General features: G+C 53.8%; 1 rRNA gene. It reads left to right on the top strand.

The window, feature by feature from the left end:
• Positions 1-1188: ribosomal RNA gene (locus tag GA0061070_RS24425) — 23S ribosomal RNA — on the top strand; the annotation flags it as partial.
• Between the last annotated feature and the right edge of the window lie 36 nt (positions 1189-1224).

The following is a 1224-nucleotide window of genomic DNA, read 5'->3' as shown; positions in this document are numbered from 1 at the left end:
GTGAAGCGACGTGCTCGTGGAGCTGAAATCAGTCGAAGATACCAGCTGGCTGCAACTGTTTATTAAAAACACAGCACTGTGCAAACACGAAAGTGGACGTATACGGTGTGACGCCTGCCCGGTGCCGGAAGGTTAATTGATGGGGTTATCCGTAAGGAGAAGCTCCTGATCGAAGCCCCGGTAAACGGCGGCCGTAACTATAACGGTCCTAAGGTAGCGAAATTCCTTGTCGGGTAAGTTCCGACCTGCACGAATGGCGTAATGATGGCCAGGCTGTCTCCACCCGGGACTCAGTGAAATTGAACTCGCTGTGAAGATGCAGTGTACCCGCGGCAAGACGGAAAGACCCCGTGAACCTTTACTATAGCTTGACACTGAACATTGAGCCTTGATGTGTAGGATAGGTGGGAGGCTTTGAAGCGTGGACGCCAGTCTGCGTGGAGCCATCCTTGAAATACCACCCTTTAATGTTTGATGTTCTAACGTGGACCCGTAACCCGGGTTGCGGACAGTGTCTGGTGGGTAGTTTGACTGGGGCGGTCTCCTCCTAAAGCGTAACGGAGGAGCACGAAGGTCAGCTAATCCTGGTCGGACATCAGGAGGTTAGTGCAATGGCATAAGCTGGCTTGACTGCGAGCGTGACGGCGCGAGCAGGTGCGAAAGCAGGTCATAGTGATCCGGTGGTTCTGAATGGAAGGGCCATCGCTCAACGGATAAAAGGTACTCCGGGGATAACAGGCTGATACCGCCCAAGAGTTCATATCGACGGCGGTGTTTGGCACCTCGATGTCGGCTCATCACATCCTGGGGCTGAAGTAGGTCCCAAGGGTATGGCTGTTCGCCATTTAAAGTGGTACGCGAGCTGGGTTTAGAACGTCGTGAGACAGTTCGGTCCCTATCTGCCGTGGGCGCTGGAGAATTGAGGGGGGCTGCTCCTAGTACGAGAGGACCGGAGTGGACGCATCACTGGTGTTCGGGTTGTCATGCCAATGGCACTGCCCGGTAGCTAAATGCGGAAGAGATAAGTGCTGAAAGCATCTAAGCACGAAACTTGCCCCGGGATGAGTTCTCCCTGAGACTTTGAGTCTCCTGAAGGAACGTTGAAGACGACGACGTTGATAGGCCGGGTGTGTAAGCGCAGCGATGCGTTGAGCTAACCGGTACTAATGAACCGTGAGGCTTAACCTTACAACGCCGAAGATGTTTTGGCGATTTGAGAAGACG

Source organism: Kosakonia oryziphila (genome assembly GCF_900094795.1).
Lineage (GTDB): Bacteria > Pseudomonadota > Gammaproteobacteria > Enterobacterales > Enterobacteriaceae > Kosakonia > Kosakonia oryziphila.
The sequence above is the reverse complement of the archived record's forward strand: the minus strand, read 5'-3'. Positions and strand labels throughout refer to the sequence as shown.